Here is a 19,406-nt window from a genome sequence, read left to right as displayed (position 1 = left end):
CATGCTGGGGATGACCTTCGCCTCAGAACAGAGATGGTGTATACTTCACATCGTGCGAGACAGGCGTGCCAACACATGAACAATGACAAACGCGCAGCCCATTGCCCACTATCGCATATCTGAGCACGCTCGAAATGAAATGAGTCGTCGCCAGATCAGCGAGAGCGAGATCACCAGCGTTCTGGCAGCCCCTGAACAGGTTGAAATCGTGCGGGAAGGTCGCGCAGTCTATCAGTCACGCTTTCAGATTGGTGATCCGCCCAAACTCTACCTTGTCCGTGTTTTTGTCGACGTTGATGTTATCCCGCCTGTAGTCGTCACAGTTTATCGTACAAGCAAGGTTGCGAAGTATTGGGGGAAGGAATGAAGGTCATCTATGATCGCGAAACCGATACGCTGACTGTCATCTTTGCTGACACGCTGGTTGCGGAGAGCGACGAGGACAAGCCTGGCGTGATTCTTGATTACGATATGGCTGGTAATCTGGTGTCCATCGAGATTCTGGACGCTTCGCGTCGAGTTGCGTCGCCAGAGCGTATCGAATATCAGGTGACGCTTCCGACGCTGTGAGTCGTGTGCTCTACCACATGGCGCAGAGAATTCATCCACATGCATTGCCAGCCCGCAACTTCCAGAAACATGTCGCTCCTTTGAGGTCAACCTGGTTCAGGACATGCTGGAAGAGATCGTCTCTCCACAAGCGCTTCAGCCAGAAAACCTACCCCTCTGCTCCATAAACGCTTCGGCAGGAAAGCCTCTTTAATGGGCGCGCTGGTTGAGCGCCGTACATAGACGTTCTCCGGTCATTGTACACCTGACAGGACGGTTGCCCTTAATGGACTTTGAATAATTATTCCGCTATCCGCCTTGTGGCCCGGCGACTAAAGTCGCGAGCTACGGGAAGCGAAGTTCGCCTGCGCGGGCTGGACGTGGCGATACCGGATTAATTTCTCAAAAACCATTACTTCCACGCTCGCACACGCCTGCGCCTGCTTTCCGACCGTGCGCCCTGCCGTCGCACAGCGCCTGCAATTAATCCATTGCAGACTATTGACAAAACCTGTGCGATTATGGTAGACTATTCCTGACCGTTCGGTAAAGTGATACAATAGAGGCGGAAAGGAGTGCGCACAACCGTTCAGTTCCACAAGCGCAGTTGATCATCCATGCAAGATATCCTGAACGAACCGGCATACGGTCCCACCGCAGCACGCATTCTGATGACGGCGACGCGGCTCTTCATGCAGCGCGGCTATAGCGCGGTGTCGATCAGCGACATTGTGCAGGCTGCCGATGTGACCAAGCCAACGCTGTACTACCACTTTTCCGATAAGGAAGAGTTGTTCGTGCTCGTGGCGATCCATATGCTGGCAGAAATGTACGCAACGATGCGGCGCGCCATCGCCAATCAGCCCGACACGCGCGCTCGCCTGGTTGCGCTGGCGCAGGTGCTGCTCCATGAACCCAACAGCGACACGCGCATGATGCGTCATCAGGCGCGTGAGCACCTGAACCCGGAGCGTCAGCGTCGCCTGGCTGAAGCGTTCAAACGCTACATGGTCGATCCGTTGCGCGAGGTGATGCAGCAGGGGATCGACAGCGGTGAACTGCGGGGACGCAGCGCCGATGATCTGACCATGCTGTTCCTGGGTCTGATGGAAGGGTTCCAGCGCCAGACGGCGCCGCCGGTCGAACCAGAGCGCAGCGACATATATCAGTCGATTTCGACCGACCATTTCTCTGCTGAGACGCTGGTCGATCTCTTCCTTTACGGCACTGCCGCGCGTTAGACTGCCCCGACGGGCGATTGCTTTCGAGACGCCTTTTCGCAATTGCTGTGGAAAGGCATAGGTGAAGTTTTGTTCAAAGGAGAGACTCGTGACTTCTGTTCCACAGGCAAAACCTGGTGTACGGTTTCCCCGGCCTTCGCTGCCGGTCATTATCGCGGCAGTATTAATAGTTGCTGTCGTCGCCACTCTGGTTGTGCCACGGCTGGCGGGCAGCGGCGCCGATCCGCTTCGGGGTGGCACGCCGGTCACCATTACCCGTGAAACGCTCATTGCCGGCATCAGCGCCACCGGACGCATCGAACCGCGCCAGGAAGCGGCGCTTGGTTTTACCCTCCCCGGTCGCGTCGCCGACATCCTGGTCGCCGAAGGCGATCTGGTTCAGGCCGGTGCGCCGCTGATCCGGCTCGACAGCCGCGAAGCCGAGGCGCAGATAGCGTCGGCGCGCGCGGCGCTGGCGCAAGCAGAAGCCGATCTGCGGCAGTTGCAGGAGGGCGCAACGCCGGAAGAAATCGCACAGGCACAGGCGCAGGTCGAATCTGCACGGGGTGCGCTGGCGCAAACCGCTGGCAGTGTTACAAACGCCGACATCGCCGCAGCCCGCGCCCGTGTCGAGGAGGCGCGCGCCCGCCTGAGCGCCCTGCAAGGGGCGCCGAACAACGATGAATTGACGGCAGCGCGCGCGGCGCTCACCGAAGCGCAGGCGGCGCTTGATCGGCAGCGCAGCGCTCTTGCAACCGCCAAGATCGATGCCGAACGCCAGGTGTTCGAGCGCGCCAATCGTTTGCGCGATGCGCAGACTGCCTTCGCCGCCGCGCGCGACAATCTGGCGCGGGTCGAGGCGGACGGCAAGGACCCGTTGACCGGCGCGCCACTCACCGATGCAGGCAAGCGCGCCTATGCCGATGCGTTCGCGCAGGCGGAGCGCGCTATGCAAGATGCGGAACGGGCGCTCAATCAGGCGCGTATTGCCCACGAAACGGCGCGCCAGAACGAAATCACCGGACTGGCGGAGGCTGAGGCGCGCGTCGCAACCGCACAGGCAAACCTCGATGCCCTGCTTACCCCCAACCCTGATCGCATTGCTGCTGCGCGCGCGGCGCTGGCACAGGCGGAAGCCGACCTTGCCCGCCTGCTCGGCGAGCAGCGTCAGGGTGCGCTGGCAGCGCAACAGGCGAACCTTGCGGCTGCCGAAGCCAACCTGGCGCGCCTGACTGCCGATCCGCGCGCAACCGATCTGGCGCGCGCACAGGCGCGGGTGGCGCAGGCGCAGGCACAGCTCGACCTGGCGCAGATCCGGCTTGATGATACAACCCTGAAAGCGCCCTTCACCGGCGTGGTCGCGCGCATCACCGTGGCCCCTGGCGAGCAAGCCGGTCAGAATCCGGTGTTGACGCTGATCGACGTAAGCCGTTTCAACGTTACTGTGACGGTCGATGAAGTAGACGTAGCGCGCGTTGCGCCCGGTCAGGAAGTCGAAGTCCTGATCGATGCCCTTGGTCCGCCGCCGCTGACCGGCGTGGTGCAGCGCATCGCACCACAGGCGACCAATGAGCGCAATGTCACTGCCTATGAGGTGGAACTCGAAGTGACGCCCGGCGAACGGCCAGTGCGCTCGGGTATGACCGCAAGCGCCACGATTATCACCGCGAAGCGCGAAAACGCAATCAGCGTTCCGGTTCAGGCGATCCGTGAAGAGAATGGCGTGACCGTCGTGGATGTGATTGTCACCAACAACGGGCGCACAACTCTGGTTGCGCAGCCGGTCGAGGTTGGCATTCGCGCTGGCGACCGGGTCGAAATTGTGAGCGGATTGCAGGAAGGGCAGCAGGTGCTGTTGCCCGGCGCTCGATAAGACTAGATGCCATGTCCTCTCACCGGCGCTCAGACCTGTGGGAGGACGCAAGGAGATACAGAACCATGCATCCTGAGACAGAATACATTACTCCGGTCGGAGCGATTGATTTCGTGACCGAGCCGGTGGTGCGCATTGAGCATGTGACGAAGGAATTCATCACTGGTGGCAATCGCTTCCGCGCGCTCGACGACGTATCGCTCGACATTCATCGCGGCGAGATGGTCGCTATTATGGGTCCGTCGGGCAGCGGCAAAAGCACGCTGATGACGATCCTGGGTCTGCTCGATGTGCCGACGTCGGGTTCCTACTGGCTCGACGGGCAGGACGTCAGCAAACTCGATCGTGTGCAGCAGGCGCGGGTGCGCAACCAGAAACTCGGTTTCGTCTTCCAGAACTTCAACCTGTTGCCGCGGCTGACCGCCCTGAAGAATGTGGAACTGCCGCTCGTCTACGGGCGTGTCGGTGCGCGCGAGCGTGAGGAGCGCGCCCGTCAGGCGCTTGAAGCCGTTGGACTGGGCGCAAAAATGAACAACCGCCCGAATGAACTCTCTGGCGGTCAGAAGCAGCGCGTCGCCATCGCCCGTGCGCTGGTGAGCAATCCGGCAATGGTGCTCGCCGACGAACCGACTGGCGCGCTCGACACGCGCACCGGCGCGGAGATCATGGCGCTCTTTCGGCAGTTGAACCGCGAACAGGGCATCACCATCGTCATCGTCACGCACGACCCGGAGATCGGCAAGCAGATGGATCGGGTCATCGGGCTGCGCGACGGGCGGATAAGCGAGAACATTTTGCAAGAGTATTACCACGTTGTTCCGGCAGCGGAAGAACTGGAGTTGCCGATGCGCGAAAAAGAACCGGTCGCAGTGCCGGTTATCCGCACAGAACAGGAGTAAGCGCCCGTGTTCAAAGAACTTGCACTCATGGCGGTTGACAGCCTGCGGGCGAACATGTTCCGCTCGCTGCTGACGATGCTGGGCATCATCATCGGCTCCGCCACGCTGGTCGCCGTTCTGTCGCTCGGCAACGCATTGCAGAGCCAGGTCTTCGAGCGCTTCGTCGATCTGGGCACGCGCCGGATTGCGGTGCTCCCCGGCGATCCACAGGCGCGTGGCGCGCGTGATATTCCCGGCTACGGTCTGCTGTCGATCCAGGACTATCGCGCGCTGGAGCAACTCGTGGCGCGTCATCCGGATGTCTTCCGCACCATCGTTCCCGAAGTCTCGCTCCGCGTGCAGGCGCGTTTCGGCAGTTCTGCCGCCAACCCAACCGTCGTTGGCACAACGAAGGACTACCAGTTGGTACAAACCGTGCCGGTGCAGTATGGCCGGTTCCTGACCGACGACGACGACCGGCAGGCGGCGCGAGTGGCTGTGTTGGGCGCGCTGATCGCCGAAGACCTCTTCGGCAAAGAGAACGTGAAAGATGCCATCGGCAAGACTATCGAGGTCAACGGACAACCGCTCCAGGTTGTCGGCATCTTGCGACAACTTGGCGGACCTTTCTCTTCCGATCAGCGTATTCTGACGCCGGTCAGCACGGCGCGGTTGCGCATCGCCGGCAGTCAGGACCTGCCTGGTCGCGGGTTGCAGATGAGCAGCATTCTGATCAGTTTGCAGAGCGAACAGATGGTGGCGCGCGGCGAGGCGCTGGTGACTGCGACATTGCGCGCAACCCGCAATGTGCCCGATGGCGCAATCGATGATTTCCGCCTGAACCTGCCGACGCAGGCGCTCAACGTGCTGGCAGGCATCAACGGCGCGATCACGGGGTTTATTGCGCTGGTCGCGGGCATCAGCCTGGTCGTCGGCGGCATTGGCATTATGAACATCATGCTGGTGGCGGTTACCGAGCGCACCCGTGAAATCGGCGTGCGCAAGGCGCTTGGCGCCACCGATAGCGATGTGCTGAGTCAGTTTGTGCTGGAAGCGGTCGCCATCAGCGTGGCGGGCAGTCTGATCGGCGTGACCGGCGCCATTGGATTGGTGACGCTGGTTGGCGCGGCTGCCGGGCTGTCCGTGTCGATCTCGTGGGTTGCCGTTTTCCTGGCGCTGACCTTTGCGTGCGCTATCGGCGTCGGCTTCGGCTACTATCCGGCGCGGCGCGCGGCGCTTCTCCTGCCAATCGAAGCGTTGCGGTACGAATGAGGTGAGAGGTGAGAAGGGAGAGGGGAGGCGAGAGGATTGCAGGTTGAAGGTGGGAAGGTTTGCCGACCTTTGGGATCTCAGACGTGATTCCTGCCCGTGCCAGAGCGTTATGTTGGTGTGAACGGGTCACGAGAAAGTCGCGCACGCGACCGACCTCAAAGGTCTGCGCCGTTGAACGCGGCGAAAGGTAACTGTCACCACCAGGTTGCCAGCGCCTGCCTGATCGTCGCGCCGCGCGGCGGGTGTGACGGGGCAGGCGGGGAATACCAGCGGTAACGGTCACTGCGGGGAGACCGGTTCTCAGTTCTCAGTTCTCAGTTCTTCCTACGAAATCACCCGCAGCGCATCGAGCACCGGCAGAAACACCTGCTCATACATCTCATCGCGATTGCCCGGGTCGCTGATCATCAGCACCAGCAACGCACGACCGCCGTCCTCTGTCAGCGCAATGTCGGTCGGTTGTCCACGGATCGTTGCGGTGTAGAGTTGCCAGGCATAGCGTTCGCTGCGGTACTCACCCGCCGATTCAGGCTTGCTATCCAGATCGAACTGCTGGTCTAATCTCGCCAGCATTTCGAGCGCCGAAAGCGGCGTCCGCATCTGAACGATGGCGACATCACCTGACGGACGGCCATACACGCCCTGCCCGAAATTGGTCCATCCCTGCGGCGTGACGCCGGCAATACCCGCATCGCTATCGCGGAACGGGATCATGCGCACCGCCGCACCTTCGACATCGAACGCCGGTCCGCCGAGCTGCGCCAGACACGCCGCGTCCGGTTGGCGCTGCGGATTATCGAGAAACGCCAGCGCCATGCTTAACGGGCAACCGCCATCGAGAAGAACGCCGTGACCCGATGATGGGAACTCGAAGAAGAAACCGTTGCGCAGCGTCGCCACTGCTTCTTTGCCATCATCCGGCGGCGTCGCCGGGTCGTAGGTTCCGGCGAGGATAAGCGCAGGAATAGCGCTGCGCACCGGCTGATTTTCGATTGGCGGCGCCACACCGACACCCCAGGCGTTGCAGATGTCCCAGAACGCCGTCATATCGAACACGTCCTGCTGATGCGGAAAGGGTTCATCCGCCTTTGCCATCGCCTCGCGCGTCTCGAAGAGAATCTCATCATAGCAGCGTGAGGAATACATCACTCCATAACTGAAATAGTCGCTCTGCGAGACATTGTTCATGATCAGACGCACCCACAGACTGAACTCATTCTTCTGCGCCGCACCATAGATCGCGCGCGGCAGCAGCGGAATGATTTCCGTCGAATACATCGCCTGGAACAATGTGCTGATCAGTGTATCGCCGTTGATCAACACCTCGTAGGTGCGTCCGGTAAACGGATCAACACCGGGCAACGTCACCGGTTGCGTATTGAGTTTCTCTACCAGGTCATAGAACACCCGCTCGAGGTCGGGGTACGCCGCATTGCAATCCGGGTCGGCGGCGCAACCGCGAAACAGCGTCTGAAAGGCGCGCTCAGCATCGGCCGGCGTCTGCGACTCATTGATCTGCGGCGGGCGCGTCGAGTCGAGCACCACGCTCCGAATGCCCTGCGGATACTCGCGCATGGCGGTGAGCGCCAGGCGCGTGCCATACGAACTGCCGATCAGGTTCCACTGTTCATAGCCGAGCGCCAGGCGCAGGTCCTCCAGATCGGCGGCGCCGGTGAGCGTATTGTACTGCGCCAGATCAATGCCTTCCGCAACCAGGCGTTCGCGGCATTTGAGCGCCGCTTCGCCCCAGAGACGCGAACTTTCAGCAGCGCGAACATCCATCGGCAGCATATCAAAACTGAGTTTCGTCAGCTCAGGGCACGCCAGCGACGGAGTCGAATAACCGGCGCCGCGCGGGTCGTACAGGATAAAGTCGCGATTGGCAAGGAACGGTCGAAACCAGAGATCGAACACTAATGGCAGGCGCTCCAGCGCATCGACGCCAGGACCCCCTTCGAGGTAGACGATGGGATCGGGGGGCGGGTCGGGGCGGGTGCTGCGAAAAATGGCGACGTGGAGGCGCACTTCTCTGCCATTATCGGGTTTCGCGCGATCCTCCGGGACTGTCAGCCAACCGCACTCGACCGAGACACCGCCTGGCGGCGGAAATTCGCAATTTGCCGTTTCATAGCGTGCAACCGTCCGCACCGCCGTCGCCGTTGGCGCGACCGTAGACCCCGGCGCCGCGGTCGGCGCCGGAACCGGCGTTGTCGTCGGCGCGCCGAGCAATGCTTCGGCGCCCGGCGCCAGGGTTGGCGTCGGATTCGATGCCGACGGAACCGCACACGCGCTCAAGAAGAGCGCGATGATCAAGAGAGCAAACCGCAGGTGCATGAATGCGTTTCCCTTCTCCGCCATTCGTTACGATGTCATATTTTTGTACATTGTACCGTAATCGGGCGGAACGTGGGGCATCGTGGATGCAGAGGGTGCAGATTGAAGGCGGCAAAGGTTGGGAGAACGAACGCGCGACCCTTAATACCAATGACGATTGAAGATGCCGCATGCTTGTCATTCGGCGCGCAGCGACGGGTCATTCCGAGCGCAGCGAGGAATCTGAGCGGGTCGCGCACGACCCCTCGCTCTGTTCGGGGCGACCATGCCGGATGGTCACAGGTCATTGGTATAACACGAAAACACCAAGACGCCAGGATGCAGAAGGGGTATCGGCAAGCGAGCGCAGCAGCGCGTGCCGCGCTCCGCCCCCGCTCACCGACCGCCCTGCGGGGATCGCCACGCCGCCATCGCATCGCCAGCGGAACGTGACCACGCGACAGGTCATCAGCCGACCAACGCCCTGCGCGTGGGCGCAGGCGTGCCGGGCAAGAAAAAAATGTTTCCCTTGACAACCCGGACCGGTAGACAGTATACTTCGGCCAGAGCAACCGACCGAATTCGGGTTGCCGCCGATGCCGGCGTTGCAGGCGTATCGCTTTATGGAGCAGTAGGTGAATACTCTTCGGCGACGACGGAGGCAAGAACGTTGCCCCCAGTTGCAGGCGTATCGTTTTGTGAAGCAGTCGGTGAAATCCGTCGGAGGATGCAATGAACCACCGAACCATACTGCGCTGGTTGCTGGTCGTGTCGGTCGTGGGGGGGATCCTGTGGAGCGCGCAGACCGGTCACACCGCACCAACGCCAACGACCACGGAACCGCCATCAACAACCACGGAACCGCCATCAACAACCACGGAACCGCCATCAACAGCCACACGTCTGCATACATCGTCCTTCTCTCCGTTGCAGGGCGTCACGGCCATTGCCGCGGGTGGCGCGCACACCTGTGCGCTGACGAGCAGCGGCGGGGTGATGTGCTGGGGCCGCAACGGGTTTGGGCAACTGGGCGACGGGACGACGACCGACCGCAGCACGCCGGTGGCGGTGAGCGGGCTGACGAGCGGGGTGACGGCGATTGCAGCGGGTTATGCGCACACCTGTGCGCTGATGAGCAGCGGCGGGGTGATGTGCTGGGGCGACAACTGGTCTGGGCAACTGGGCGACGGGACGACGACCGACCGCAGCACGCCGGTGGCGGTGAGCGGGCTGGCGAGCGGGGTGACGGCGATTGCGGCGGGTGATGATCACACCTGTGCGCGGACGAGCAGCGGCGGGGTGATGTGCTGGGGCGACAACTGGTCTGGGCAACTGGGCGACGGGACGACGACCGACCGCAGCACGCCGGTGGCGGTGAGCGGGCTGGGGAGCGGGGTGACGGCGATTGCGGCGGGTGGCTCTCACACCTGTGCATTGATGAGCAGCGGCGGGGTGTGGTGCTGGGGCGACAACTGGTCTGGGCAACTGGGCGACGGGACGACGACCGACCGCAGCACGCCGGTGGCGGTGAGCGGGCTGGCGAGCGGGGTGACGGCGATTGCGGCGGGTGGCTTTCACACCTGTGCGCGGACGAGCAGCGGCGGGGTGATGTGCTGGGGCGCCAACTGGTCTGGGCAACTGGGCGACGGGACGACGACCGCCCGCAGCACGCCGGTGGCGGTCAGCGGGCTGGCGAGCGGGGTGACGGCCATTGCAGCGGGTGACTCTCACACCTGTGCGCTGACGAGCAGCGGCGGGGTGTGGTGCTGGGGTTACAACTTCTTCGGGCAACTGGGCGACGGGACGACGACCGACCGCAGCACGCCGGTGGCGGTGAGCGGGCTGGGGAGCGGGGTGACGGCCATTGCGGCGGGTGACTTTCACACCTGTGCATTGATGAGCAGCGGCGGAGTGAGGTGCTGGGGTCGCAACAAGGACGGGCAACTGGGCGACGGGACGACGACCACCCGCAGCACGCCGGTGGCGGTCAGCGGGCTGGTGAGCGGGGTGACGGCGATTGCAGCGGGTGATGATCACACCTGTGCGCGGACGAGCAGCGGCGGGGTGATGTGCTGGGGCGACAACTGGTCTGGGCAACTGGGCGACGGGACGACGACCGACCGCAGCACGCCGGTGGCGGTGAGCGGGCTGGGGAGCGGGGTGACGGCGATTGCGGCGGGTGGCTCTCACACCTGTGCATTGATGAGCAGCGGCGGGGTGTGGTGCTGGGGCCGCAACTCCTCTGGGCAACTGGGCGACGGGACGACGACCGACCGCGGCACGCCGGTGGCGGTGAGCGGGCTGCCGAGCGAGGTGACGGCCATTGCATCGGGTGGGGTTCACACCTGTGCGCTGACCAGCAGCGGCGGGGTGATGTGCTGGGGCGCCAACTGGTCTGGGCAACTGGGCGACGGGACGACGACCGCCCGCAGCACGCCGGTGGCGGTCAGCGGGCTACCGAGCGGGGTGATGGCCATTGCAGCGGGTGACTTGCACACCTGTGCGCTGACCAGCAGCGGCGGGGTGTGGTGCTGGGGCGCCAACTCCTCTGGGCAACTGGGCGACGGGACGACGACCGCCCGCAGCACGCCGGTGGCGGTGAGCGGGCTGCCGAGCGGGGTGACGGCCATTGCAGCGGGTAGCTTTCACACCTGTGCGCTGACCAGCAGCGGCGGGGTGTGGTGCTGGGGTGCCAACTGGTCTGGGCAACTGGGCGACGGCTCGTACACCGATAGCAGCACGCCGGTGGCGGTCAGCGGGCTGCCGAGCGGAGTGACGGCCATTGCAGCGGGTCGCTTTCACACCTGTGCGCGGACCGGCAGCGGCGGGGTGTGGTGCTGGGCTTCCAACAGGTATGGGCAACTGGGCGACGGCTCGTACACCGATAGCAGCACGCCGGTGGCGGTCAGCGGGCTGGTGAGCGGGGTGACGGCCATTGCAGCGGGTGTGGTTCACACCTGTGCGCGGACGAGCAGCGGCGGGGTGATGTGCTGGGGCGCCAACTCCTCTGGGCAACTGGGTGACGGCAGACTGCTGTATCGCACCACGCCGGTGGATGTGGTGGTGGTGACTCTGCCGAAGGTCTACCTGCCCCTGGTTATCAAAGGGTAATGGAGGCATCGGGCAGCAAGGCGGTCCCAGGATCGCCTTGCTGCCCGGTCAAACACAGGGTGCGCCCAACCCGCCAGCCGATACGCTCCGCTCGCTCCGGCGCTGCGGCTGAGATCCAAACCGTTATGCCGCCAGATGGAAGAGATACTATGATTCCAGGATCAGACCAAGTAATACCAATTCTCTGTGACCATCCGGCAAGGTCACTCAGTCGAATCGGGTTGCTCGGCGCCAACACGTACAAGTAATACCAATTCCCTGCGACCATCCGGCATGGTCACCCCGAGCAGCGCGAGGGGTCTTACGCGACCCGCTTAGATTCCTCGCTGAGTTTACCCTGAGCGAAGCGAAGGGCTCGGAATGACAAGCAATCTTCACTGGTATAATAGCCTGTCCATATTTCGGTTGCCAGTGCGGAGTATCCCTGCGTAGTCGTTTGGTTGGCAACTGAAGTGCGCAGTCCAATGGCGCCAGCGCCACCCCCTTTCTCTTCCTCTGCTGTGCCGAATAACGCGCTCAGGATGGCAGGTGAAGAGGCGAGAGAGTCGCGCGAGACACAGACGAGTGGTGAGCGGCAAGCGGCGTGAAGCGCAGGGCGCGCCGCCTGGATGTTCGTTTATTCGCTCCCCTATGCGTTGACAACCCAACAGTATAGTGCCGGAATAACGCACCGCAGCATGTGTGCTATAATGTCCCTCTGTCGCAGCGGAGCGACTGCCTCACCGTCGAGTCGGTTATCAGGTCTGTACACCTCCATGGAGCGGAGAAAGCGCCAATGGACCGCATTCTCGTGGCTGAACCGATTGCCGAGGAGGGGCTTGCCCGGCTCCGCGCCGCCGCGCGCGTCGATGTCCGCACCGACCTCGACAAAGCCGGTCTGATCGCTATCCTTCCCGAATACGATGCCCTGATCGTCCGTAGCGCCACGAAAGTCACTGCTGACGTGCTGGCGGCAGGAACCCGTCTGCGCGTCGTCGGGCGCGCGGGAACGGGTGTGGACAATATCGATCTCGATGCGGCCACCCGTCAGGGGATTATGGTCGTTAATGCGCCTGCTTCGAACAGCGTCGCGGTTGCAGAACTGACCATAGGATTGATTCTGAGCCTTGCGCGGCATATCCCGCAGGCGCATAGCACCGTGGTCGCAGGGAAGTGGGAACGCAACCGCTTCATGGGATTCGAGGTGCGCAACAAAACGCTGGGTCTGGTCGGGTTAGGACGCATCGGCGCAGAAGTGGCGCGCCGCGCGCGTGGGCTGGAAATGCACGTCGTCGCCTATGATCCGGTCGTTTCGACCGAACGCGCTCTGCAACTCGGCGTGACCCTCGCGCCGCTCGAAGAGGTGCTGGCGCAGGCGGATATCGTGTCGCTCCATGTGCCGCTCATCGATTCGACCCGCAACCTGATCAATGCAATGCGCCTGGCGCAGATGAAACGTGGCGCCTACCTGATTAATGCGGCGCGTGGCGGCGTGGTGGACGAAACAGCATTGCTCGAAGCGATCAATGGTGGTCATCTTGCCGGCGCTGCGCTCGATACCTATTCGACCGAGCCGCCGGTCGGCAATCCGCTCGTCGGACATCCGCGCGTGATTACGCTCCCACACCTGGGAGCCTCCACCGTCGAAGCACAGGCGCTGACCGGCGTCGACGTCGCCGAGGGGGTTTTGGTGGCGTTGTCCGGCGGGTCGCCGCACTATGCGGTGAACGCCCCCTACATCCCGCCAGAACATCGCGGTCTTGTCGCGCCATACGTCGATCTGGGGCGGCGTCTCGGCATGCTCTGCGCCGGTCTGGTTCACGATCCGGTGCATAATTTCGAGATAGAGTATCGCGGTGAATTGGCGACGGTCGATACTACGCCGGTGCGCCTTGCGGTTTTGCAGGGGTTGCTCGCCGGAACCCGCGAAGAACGGGTGACGCCGGTGAATGCGCCGATCCTGGCGCGTGAGCTGGGTTTGAAACTGACCGAGTTCTCGACCGAAGACGCGGGAAACTTCTCAGGATTGCTGGTGTTGCGCGCGCAAACCAGCGATGGCGCGCGCGAGTTTGCCGGAACTATCCTGCGCGGCGAACCGCATGTCGTTGAGGCGGATGGCTTTTGGGTCACGTTTGTGCCGGCCGGTCCGATGTTGTTCACCTACCACCGCGATCGCCCTGGCATGATTGGGAAGGTCGGCACGCTCCTTGGCGAGGCGGATGTCAACATCGCCAGCATGGATGTTGGGCGGCTGGCGCCGCGCGAGCAGGCGATGATGGTGCTGCGCCTGGATGACCCGGTGCCGCCGCATGTCATCGCGCGTCTGCGTGAAGAACCGGATATTCAACACGCGACAACATTGATCATTTAGCGTCTCTTCGCGGCAAGGCTGACGGAGAGGCGCAGATCTGCCAAGGCTGTGAGTGCGCGGCTTTGCACCTTTTCGTCTTTGCATCAACCTTCAGGTGTCGTGGGGATGCAGTCATTCAGAAACCGCCGTCTCGCTGCCGGCTGAAGCCCTCGCTGAGGGCATGAAAGCCCCTGCGGGGCTGGACCGCAAACCGGACGTTGCTCCAGGCGTTAGAGAGAAGGGCGCGATTGCGGGCAAGTTTTGTGTTGCCAGCGACTCGTGTGTTCATGGCAGCCCTGCAGGGGCTCGCCTGACCTGACCAAGGGCTTATGAACGTATAGTTCGGTAAGCCGTAGCGCTGCGGGCTGACGCCCTGGTTGATCTCATGAGAGCCCCTTTGGGGCTTCCACGTACTGAGTGAGGGCTTTAGCCCGCAGCTCACAGAACGCGCGACTGGGCAGCACGGGTTGACCGGATTTATACCAATTCCCGGTGACCATCCGGCATGGTCACCCCGAGCCGCGCGAGGGTCGTGCGCGACCCGCTTGGGGCTTCCACGTACTGAGTGAGGGCTTTAGCCCGCAGCTCACAGAACGCGCGACTGGGCAGCACGGGTTGACCGGATTTATACCAATTCCCGGTGACCATCCGGCATGGTCACCCCGAGCCGCGCGAGGGTCGTGCGCGACCCGCTTGGGGCTTCCACGTACTGAGTGAGGGCTTTAGCCCGCAGCTCACAGAACGCGCGACTGGGCAGCACGGGTTGACCGGATTTATACCAATTCCCGGTGACCATCCGGCATGGTCACCCCGAGCCGCGCGAGGGTCGTGCGCGACCCGCTTGGGGCTTCCACGTACTGAGTGAGGGCTTTAGCCCGCAGCTCACAGAACGCGCGACTGGGCAGCACGGGTTGACCGGATTTATACCAATTCCCGGTGACCATCCGGCATGGTCACCCCGAGCCGCGCGAGGGTCGTGCGCGACCCGCTTGGGGCTTCCACGTACTGAGTGAGGGCTTTAGCCCGCAGCTCACAGAACGCGCGACTGGGCAGCACGGGTTGACCGGATTTATACCAATTCCCGGTGACCATCCGGCATGGTCACCCCGAGCCGCGCGAGGGTCGTGCGCGACCCGCTTGGGGCTTCCACGTACTGAGTGAGGGCTTTAGCCCGCAGCTCACAGAACGCGCGACTGGGCAGCACGGGTTGACCGGATTTATACCAATTCCCGGTGACCATCCGGCATGGTCATCCCGAGCCGTGCGAGGGTCGTGCGCGACCCGCTTGGGGCTTCCACGTACTGAGTGAGGGCTTTAGCCCGCAGCTCACAGAACGCGCGACTGGGCAGCACGGGTTGACCGGATTTATACCAATTCCCTGTGACCATCCGGCATGGTCACCCCGAGCAGCGCGAGGGTCGTGCGCGACCCGCTCAGATTCCGCGCTGCGTTTACCCTGAGCGAAGCGAAGGGCTCGGAATGACACGCATGCGGCATCTTCAATCGTCATTGGTATAATTTAGCTCGTAGATCAGAAGAGGCGCGGCTCGGCGGCGCAGTTGCGCCAGGCGCCGTCTGAAAAACCAAAGCCCATCCACCTCTCTCTGCTACGCCAGTCGCGCCTGCAATGCGAGCAGTCCGGCTGCCAGCAGCGCCAGCGCCAGCAACAGGTCATATCCCAGGTAGATGCGCGCCCAGCGCAACGCCGACTGAAGGCGTGCGCTGCGATGAACGATCCACAGCGCTCCGCCAAGCGTCAGCGGTGGCAGTGCGGTGCGCCACCATTCATCTGCGCCGTCGCGGGTCAGTAGTGCGACTCCCGGCAGCGCAGCAATCAGGATGATTCCCAGCATCCGCAGGCGCAGACCGGGGCGCAGTTCGTCAGGCGCATCGAGCGCGAACGGTCCGATCTCGATCAGCGGCGGCAAGGCAAGGATGAGCGCCCCTGCGCCCAACCAGAACCACACTGCCTGCCAGAGAGGGGTGGCGCCATCGGGTATGCGCAGCAACCCCGCAACCTCCAGCGTTCCCGTTCCCAGCGACAGAAGCACGAGCGCAAGAATGAGCGGCGGATAGCCATTCAGCGCCGCCGCCAATCGCTGCACTCCCCGCGCGCGGTTGCCATACTGAAGATCGGTAGAAATTGCCAGCAGGCGGGGCCACTCCAGCAGTGCGATAACAGTAGCCAGGTCGATGGGACGCGACAACGCCACTGCGCCTGGGAGTGGCAGAAGCGCCACGCCGAGCCACGGGAGCGCCACCGCGCTTGCAGGAAGCGGTGCGCTGAGCCACGCCGTTGGAAAGGAACGGAGCCCTTGCGATGTGGGTCGTTGCGCAAACGCTTCCGCGAGCCACACCGCGATGATCAGGCATATCCCCCCAGGGAAGAGCAGCAACCGCGACCACGCCAGACCCAGAAACGACAGTAACTCAGCGGGTGTCATGATCCGGCGCTTTCGTTGTCGCTTCGCCGAGCCAGGGAACAGCGCGACACAGATCGTTCAGCACCTCGTCGGATGCAGTCGAGGCGGGGGAAGAAGAACCGATCTCCGGTTTTGGGCGCAGTAACCGGGACAACAAGTAGACCATCGCACTCAACACAACCATCAGCCCGGCGGCGCCGATAGTCGGCAGCGTGGTAATGCCGGTGCGCGCCGAATTGACCATCGTCAGTCCGATCCAGGGCCAGACGTTGATGTCGCCGTAGACGCTCAAGCCTCCCTGCAACTGCTCGATCACCGGCTGAATCAGGAAGCGCACGACCAGCGGCGACGCTATGCCAAGCGCCAGGCTGATGCCACCGCCGATCCACCGGCGAGTCGACGTGATAGCAGGGGTGTCGATCACGGTCGGCAACGCACCGACCAGCATTGTCAGCCAGGTGACGGCAGTCAGTACCGTGACGCCGCCAGCCGCTCCAGCCCCGATAATCATCCAGGCAGCAATGAAAGGCGCCGTCATCGGAAATGCGCCGGAAAGGAGCCAGGACGGCACAGACGGCGGGAAGCCCCACACCGTTGCACTGCTGTTCAACTCTGTTGCTGATTCCGGGTCTTCCGTCACGACAAGCAGCATGGAGACCAGCACTGCATAGCATCCCGCCGCCAGACCGGCGCCGCTGCTCAGTCCAATGCCTGCGAGCGCCAGGGCAAGCATGCGGCGGCGATGGCGCTCCGCGCGGTGAGAGCGCACCGTTGCGGTCAATGCGCCGAGCGTCAGCCAGAGCATCGCGCCGCCGCCAAGTGCCATGGCTGCAAACGACCATCCTTCATTCCAGGGGCTGAGGGTGTACAATCGCATGAGCGGGTAGAGCCAGGCGAATGCGAACAGGTCCACGCTTTCCCGTGCATGCGGGCTGGGCATACCGCCGTCCGCGACTCTCGTCGCCGGACGGGTCGGCGGAGAGTGGGAGATGGTTTCAAATCCCATATCTCCCGCCAGCGCACCGGACGGCAGCAGCGGAATAACGGCAGCCAGCAAGACGAACCAGAAGGTAAACGAGTCGAGTGCAGCGCCTGCAAACGGGGCATCGAAGCGCACTGCGCCGCGCAACGCCAGCGCGCCATACCCGCTTGTCAGCGCCGCAGCCGCAAGCAATGGGACGCCGGCGCTGCGAAGGGTAGCCGACAGATTGCTGCGACGCAGAAGCGACGCATGCATCAGCGCCACAAGGACATAGACCGCTACAATCACTGGAGTCTGCGAAGTAAGGAACCCCACCGTCAACGCCAGCGCTGTCAGCCAGAAACGCCACCCGTGTTCAGATGGGGTGTGCAGCGCCGATGAGAGCGCCGTTCCAACCCAGACGGCAAAGACGAAGAACGCTCCCAGCGCATCGAGGTATGCCAGCGGCGGCAACGTGAGCGGCCCGCGCCGCGTGAACCACAGCAATGCCAGCGCGCCGATCAGCCCGATGGATGCGCCTGCGACCGGCGCTGAGGAACGAAAGCGTGCAATGGTCAGCATCATCGCCCTCCGTCGGCAATGATGGTCTTCACCCGCGCGACATCTTCCGGTCGATTGAGATTGATGAACGACAATCCGTGCGGATCATACTGACGCCAGACATCCGGCGCGAGATACCGGGTATCGATCATGCCCAGCGGATCCACGAGCGCGCGCGCGCCGCGCTGGAGGCAGGCGCGGATTGCGGGGAGGCACGTGCGCCGGTAGACCGCCAGGAGCGGCTCGACTGCCAACGCATTGCGCGGCGCGCGCGCGCCGTCGTTGGGTCGGAGCGGCGCCAGCGCATCGTAAGGGCGCGGATACGCCAGGAGCGCGTCGATCAATGCATCCTGCACCAGCGGCAGGTCACACGCCATCGCCAGCGCGTATTCGTAACGGCACACTGCCAGACCGGCAGCAAGCCCGGCAAGCGGACCGCCATGTGCAATCTCGTCGCATACCAGACGCGCAGGCAAGCCGCTCCAGGCAGCCGGGTCATTCAACGCGACGACGACATCGTCGCTGATACGGGCAGCGCGGGTCACCATGTGTTCTAACAGCATCGGACCGCAATCGCTCCACAATCGCAGCCGGCGCTTGTCGTTTCCCATGCGCCGGCTCGAGCCGCCGGCAACTATGATACAGGAAGTGGACATGAGAGAACTGAGAACCAGGAACTGAGAACTAAGAACCAGGAACTGAGAACTAAGAACCAGGAACTGAGAACTAAGAACCAGGAACCAGAGGTTAGGGTTAGACTGGCCACTTTCAACCCCTCTTGCCTCTCCCTCGCGCCTCACGTTCCGCACCTCTCATCTCACAAACAGATCGCCGAGCAACTCGTCCGGCGAAGATTGAAACGACCAGAGCACAACACCTGCGCCGCGCGCGTTGCGAATGGTTTGGATGGCAATCCGCTGATCACGGCGCAGATCGTCGAGCGTGCGCGTTGCCCCCAAACCGGTCGGAAAACCGAGTTCAGTCACGACGACCGGCTTCCGCAGACCAAGCGCGTGCAATTCGTCGATGGCGCGGCGCAGGTCGGCAGGGAAACCTTCACCGTAGTACCAGTGTTGCCGGTAGCGTCCACTGTCGTAGGGTTCGTTGTCGTAGTAGTGAAACGTGAAGAAATCGACCACATCCGCCATACGGATTGACGCCTCGGCTGGCTCGAAGTAACTCTTCGCAAACGCCATGCCCACCGTTGTCAAGCGTTCCGGGTCGAGGCGCTTCACCTCATCGTGAACGGTGCGCACAAACCGCTGACGCTCCTCGGCAAGCGGAAAGCAGAGCGGAAAATCGGCATTGTCCCAATCCCAGCAGCGCACATCGACCGGACTGCCAATGTCCGGTTCGTTGAACAGGTCCCATGCCAGAATTCCTGGTCTGCCGGCAAAGTGACGCACCAGCGGGCGCACATGCCATTCGAGTGCGCGCTCATAGTACTCTGCTCCGAACTGATCTTGCGGATATTCGACGAGCAGTACCGGCAGCACATAGAGACTCCGCTGATTAGCGGCTGCGATGAACTCTTCCAGATGGCGCAGCGCATCACTCTTCTGGTACGAGGCGTCGGCTTCGCGCTGACCGCCGAAGACGTAATAGTTAAGGAAAATGCGCACCGTATTGACACCGCGCGCGCGCATGGCGTCGAGATCGGATTCGATGAGCGGCATACGCCACGGACAGTTCGCATCGGCGCCGAACTGAAGCGTCCAACACCGGCGCTCATCATCGCCGGTTGGTCGAATATAGTTGACGCCACGCACCTCGAAGTCGCGCCCTCCGGCACGCAGGCGCTCACCATCAGCCGTAACCGGCGGAAGAGCGCCTGATGGCGGGTTGTTCGCCGAACCACAACTGCCGGCAATTATGACGGCGAACGACAGAACGAGCCAGCACCTGCTCACAGAGAG

At 62.8% G+C, this 19,406-nt stretch carries 13 protein-coding genes; 8 read left to right on the top strand and 5 right to left on the bottom strand.

Annotated features, from left to right (window positions below; translation table 11 throughout):
* The first annotated feature begins 82 nt into the window (after positions 1 to 82).
* The 6 genes from RCAS_RS01430 (at position 83) to RCAS_RS01405 (ending at position 5,792) form a co-directional block, all read left to right on the top strand.
* Entirely contained in the window at positions 83 to 367 is a 285-nt protein-coding gene (locus RCAS_RS01430) for a DUF4258 domain-containing protein (RefSeq protein WP_011997808.1), read from the top strand.
* Entirely contained in the window at positions 364 to 570 is a 207-nt protein-coding gene (locus tag RCAS_RS01425) for a DUF2283 domain-containing protein (protein ID WP_011997807.1), read from the top strand. Before RCAS_RS01430 ends, RCAS_RS01425 begins: the two co-directional genes overlap by 4 nt.
* Before the next feature lie 596 nt (positions 571 to 1,166).
* On the top strand, positions 1,167 to 1,790 hold the full coding sequence (locus tag RCAS_RS01420; protein ID WP_011997806.1) for a TetR/AcrR family transcriptional regulator: 624 nt from the start codon (positions 1,167 to 1,169) through the stop codon (positions 1,788 to 1,790).
* 88 nt (positions 1,791 to 1,878) lie between these two features.
* Positions 1,879 to 3,642, top strand: a complete 1,764-nt coding sequence (locus RCAS_RS01415) for an efflux RND transporter periplasmic adaptor subunit (protein ID WP_011997805.1) — start codon at positions 1,879 to 1,881, stop codon at positions 3,640 to 3,642.
* 65 nt (positions 3,643 to 3,707) lie between these two features.
* The gene (locus RCAS_RS01410) at positions 3,708 to 4,541 is read left to right on the top strand and encodes an ABC transporter ATP-binding protein (RefSeq protein ID WP_011997804.1); all 834 of its coding nucleotides are present in this window, start codon (positions 3,708 to 3,710) and stop codon (positions 4,539 to 4,541) included.
* A gap of 6 nt (positions 4,542 to 4,547) precedes the next feature.
* Positions 4,548 to 5,792, top strand: a complete 1,245-nt coding sequence (locus tag RCAS_RS01405) for an ABC transporter permease (protein WP_011997803.1) — start codon at positions 4,548 to 4,550, stop codon at positions 5,790 to 5,792.
* Between the two features lie 324 nt (positions 5,793 to 6,116).
* On the opposite strand, the gene RCAS_RS01400 is transcribed toward RCAS_RS01405, so the two are convergent.
* Entirely contained in the window at positions 6,117 to 8,126 is a 2,010-nt protein-coding gene (locus RCAS_RS01400; protein ID WP_011997802.1) for an alpha/beta fold hydrolase, read from the bottom strand.
* Positions 8,127 to 8,837: 711 nt separating this feature from the next.
* On the opposite strand from RCAS_RS01400, the gene RCAS_RS01395 reads away from it, so the two are divergent.
* Both RCAS_RS01395 and serA read left to right on the top strand, forming a co-directional pair.
* The gene (locus RCAS_RS01395; protein WP_011997801.1) at positions 8,838 to 11,216 is read left to right on the top strand and encodes an RCC1 domain-containing protein; all 2,379 of its coding nucleotides are present in this window, start codon (positions 8,838 to 8,840) and stop codon (positions 11,214 to 11,216) included.
* Positions 11,217 to 11,991: 775 nt separating this feature from the next.
* On the top strand, positions 11,992 to 13,566 hold the full coding sequence (gene serA / locus RCAS_RS01390) for a phosphoglycerate dehydrogenase (RefSeq protein WP_011997800.1): 1,575 nt from the start codon (positions 11,992 to 11,994) through the stop codon (positions 13,564 to 13,566).
* 1,586 nt (positions 13,567 to 15,152) lie between these two features.
* Here serA and RCAS_RS01385 read toward each other — a convergent pair.
* The 4 genes from RCAS_RS01385 to RCAS_RS01370 form a co-directional block, all read right to left on the bottom strand.
* Positions 15,153 to 15,989: a hypothetical protein gene (locus RCAS_RS01385; protein WP_011997799.1), complete on the bottom strand. Its 837-nt coding sequence runs from the start codon at positions 15,987 to 15,989 to the stop codon at positions 15,153 to 15,155.
* Complete coding sequence (locus tag RCAS_RS01380) at positions 15,976 to 17,514, bottom strand: hypothetical protein (protein ID WP_157042500.1); 1,539 nt, start codon at positions 17,512 to 17,514, stop codon at positions 15,976 to 15,978. Before RCAS_RS01380 ends, RCAS_RS01385 begins: the two co-directional genes overlap by 14 nt.
* A complete protein-coding gene (mobA, locus tag RCAS_RS01375) occupies positions 17,511 to 18,146 on the bottom strand; it encodes a molybdenum cofactor guanylyltransferase (protein ID WP_011997797.1) in 636 nt (211 codons plus the stop codon). The genes RCAS_RS01380 and mobA overlap by 4 nt, the downstream gene beginning before the upstream one ends.
* Before the next feature lie 156 nt (positions 18,147 to 18,302).
* Positions 18,303 to 19,400 carry a cellulase family glycosylhydrolase gene (locus tag RCAS_RS01370; protein WP_232280121.1) on the bottom strand — a complete coding sequence of 366 codons (1,098 nt, stop codon included), beginning with the start codon at positions 19,398 to 19,400 and terminating at the stop codon, positions 18,303 to 18,305.
* Positions 19,401 to 19,406 lie beyond the last annotated feature (6 nt).

The organism is Roseiflexus castenholzii DSM 13941 (assembly GCF_000017805.1).
GTDB classification, from domain to species: Bacteria; Chloroflexota; Chloroflexia; order Chloroflexales; family Roseiflexaceae; genus Roseiflexus; species Roseiflexus castenholzii.
The sequence above is the reverse complement of the archived record's forward strand: the minus strand, read 5'-3'. Positions and strand labels throughout refer to the sequence as shown.